The organism is Microbacterium umsixpiens (genome assembly GCF_053543675.1).
In genome coordinates, this window is record NZ_JBLVOH010000036.1 from 19,608 (window position 1) to 22,248 (window position 2,641).

The window sequence follows — 2,641 nt, forward strand, 5'->3', positions numbered from 1 at the left end:
GCGATCGACCGGATGCTGCGCCATGACGGCACGGCCGACGGGCACCTGGTGAAGTGGATCGGCGACGACGTGGTCGACGGCAGCCTCAGCTCGCTGATCGCCCCGCTCGGGGTGATCCCGGCCGCTGACCCCCTCGCGGCGGGCACGGTCGGGGCCATCGAGCGCGAGCTCTCGGTCGACGGCGGCGTGCACCGCTTCCGCGCCGACACCTTCTTCGGCGGCGGACAGTGGCCGCTGCTGACCTGCTTCCTCGGGCTCGCGCAGGCCGCGACCGGAGACCGCGACGGCGCGCGGCGCTCACTCGAGTGGGCGGCGAGCACGGCGACCGCCGCACGGATGCTCCCGGAGCAGGTCGACGACCACCTGCTCGACCCGTCGTTCCGTCAGGAGTGGATCGACCGGTGGGGAACCGTGGCGACACCGCTGCTGTGGAGCCATGCGATGCTGCTGCGCCTCGCCGTCGAGCTCGGGGAGGTCGTCGCATGATCCGCCACCGCCCGGCCGGGTCCGGTCATCCGTACTCCGACGACACCGAGCAGCGCTCCCCCGTGCATCCGATCGCCGGCGCGCCCCTGCGCCTCGGTGTGCGGACCTCCGCCGACGCCGAATCGGTCGAGGTCGAGCTCGAGGTCCGGGATGCCGACGGCATGCGCTCCGAGCGGCACCCCCTCTCGCCCGTAGCCCGCTCGTCGCGGGGACAGGCCGTCGACGGCGGCCACCTGGCGTCTGCGCAGGCCCGACAGGATCGAGCAGCCGGAGGGTGGGAGCTGACTCTGCCGGCCGTCGCGCCCGGGACGACGCTGCGCTACCGTTTCACCGCTCTGCGCCCCGGTGACTCCGCAGAGACCACGCGCTGGTTCGACTGCCGAGTCGCGCCCTGGCGGCCCGGCGCCTCCGACACGGTACGCGTGAGCGGCTCTCCGTCCGTCGCCGCGCGACCGTCGGAGATCGAGGTTCTGGACGACGGCGAGCGGATCCTGCGCGTGCGCTTCGTCCTGCCGCTGACCGCCGGTGAGCACGTGACCGGTCTGGGCGAGCGCTTCGATGCCCTGGACCACCGTGGCGAACGCCTCGACTCCATGGTCTTCGAGCAGTACAAGAGCCAAGGCGCCCACCGTCGGACCTACCTGCCCATGCCGTTCGCACACATCGTGGGCGGCAGCGGCTGGGGTCTGCACGTGCGCACCTCGCGGCGAGTGTGGTTCGACCTCGGCGCATCGGACGCGACGCGACTCGTCATCGAGACGGAGACCGACGCCCGCACCGATGCCGAGGCTCTCGATCTCGCTCTGTACGCGGGCACCCCGACCCAGGTGCTCGATGCATTCCTCGACGAGGTCGGACACCCCACGGAGCTCCCGGACTGGGTGTTCCGGCTGTGGGCGAGCGGCAACGAATGGAACACGCAGGCCGAGGTCGAGCGGCAGATGGATCTGCACCGCGAGCACGACATCCCGGTCGGCTCGGTCGTGATCGAGGCCTGGAGCGACGAGAGCACGTTCACGGCGTTCCGCGACGCGCAGTACGACGTGCGCACCGACGGCGGGCCTCTCCGTCTGGCGGACTTCTCGTTCCCTGCCGAGGGCGCGTGGACCGACCCGAAGGGGATGGTCGACCGGCTGCACGCGCAGGACATCCGCGTGCACCTGTGGCAGATCCCGCTCATGAAGATGCGCCCGCACCCGCAGGGGCAGGCGCGCGCCGACGCGGACGCCGCGATCCGGGAGGACGTGCTGATCAAGGAGGTCGCCCCTGACGGCTCGCTGCGCCCGTACCGCAACCGCGGTTGGTGGTTCCCCCTCGGCCTCATGCCGGACCTGACCGATGAGCGCGCCGCGCACTGGTGGACCGAGAAGCGCCGCTACCTCGTGGAAGAGGTCGGCGTCGACGGGTTCAAGACCGACGGCGGCGAGCACGCCTGGGGTGCGGACCTGCGCTATCTCGACGGCAGCCACGGCGATGAGTCGAACAACCTCTTCCCGGTGGCGTACGCCGCGGCATACGGGCGGCTGCTCACCTCAGCCGGAAAGGCGCCGGTGACATTCAGCCGTGCCGGTTTCACGGGGTCCCAGGCGCACGGCGCGTTCTGGGCCGGCGACGAGAACTCCACCTGGGAGGCCTTCCGCTGGTCGATGTTCGCCGGGCTCTCGGCCGCCGCCAGCGGCATCCTCTACTGGGGCTGGGACATCGCCGGGTTCTCAGGCGACATCCCGGACCCCGAGCTGTACGTGCGGGCGATGTCGGCCAGCGTCTTCGTGCCGATCATGCAGTACCACTCCGAGTTCAACCACCACCGTCTCCCGTCGCGCGACCGCACGCCCTGGAACATCGCCGAGCGCACCGGAGACCACTCGGTGATCGCCGAGGTGCGCGCGCTCGTGCACCTGCGCGAACGCCTCGTGCCGTATCTGGCGGAGCAGGCGCGAGCGTCGATCCGCACGAGCCGGCCCCTGATGCGACCGCTCTATTTCGACCACCCCGCCGACGCGCAGGTGTGGGAGTATCCACTCCAGTGGATGCTGGGGGACGAACTGCTCGTCGCGCCGGTCCTCGAGCCCGGCGCCGTGGAGTGGCCGGTGTATCTGCCGCCCGGTGACTGGGTCGACGTGTGGACGGGCGAGTCGGTGCCGGGGGGCGCGGT

At 71.4% G+C, this 2,641-nt stretch carries 1 protein-coding gene and 1 pseudogene; both read left to right on the forward strand.

Going from position 1 to position 2,641, the window contains the following annotated elements; all coding sequences use genetic code 11:
• Window positions 1-486, forward strand: a pseudogene (locus tag ACNPM4_RS03785) (hypothetical protein); the annotation flags it as partial.
• The coding region (locus ACNPM4_RS03790; protein ID WP_448984744.1) for a glycoside hydrolase family 31 protein at window positions 483-2,641 on the forward strand (2,159 nt) is incomplete at its 3' end. The pseudogene ACNPM4_RS03785 and the gene ACNPM4_RS03790, both read left to right, overlap by 4 nt.